The sequence below is a fragment of the Pseudomonas sp. Lb2C2 genome (genome assembly GCF_052112205.1).
Classification (GTDB): Bacteria; Pseudomonadota; Gammaproteobacteria; order Pseudomonadales; family Pseudomonadaceae; genus Aquipseudomonas; species Aquipseudomonas kilonensis.
This window is the reverse complement of the sequence record NZ_JAUTYW010000053.1, coordinates 1-208: the sequence shown is the minus strand read 5'-3', so window position 1 is coordinate 208 and position 208 is coordinate 1. Positions and strand designations below refer to the sequence as shown.

The window sequence follows — 208 nt, the reverse complement described above, 5'->3', positions numbered from 1 at the left end:
AACCGACCGGTGATGTCACTGCGAACTCGTCGGACGCAGCAGGTAATGTCAGCCCTGACACCGTGGTGGCTTACAGCGATACCACGGCGCCAGTTGCGCCGAGCGTAACCGTGGTGGCCAATGCCGACGGCAGCCTGGTGGTCAGCGGCAGTGCCGAGCCGAACAGCACGGTTACTGTGACTTACCCGGATGGCAGCACCGCGACGGT

General features: G+C 63.9%; 1 protein-coding gene. It reads left to right on the top strand.

The features are described from left to right. A partial coding sequence (locus Q7F16_RS30240; protein ID WP_409557489.1) for a hypothetical protein occupies positions 1–208 on the top strand: 208 nt, incomplete at both ends.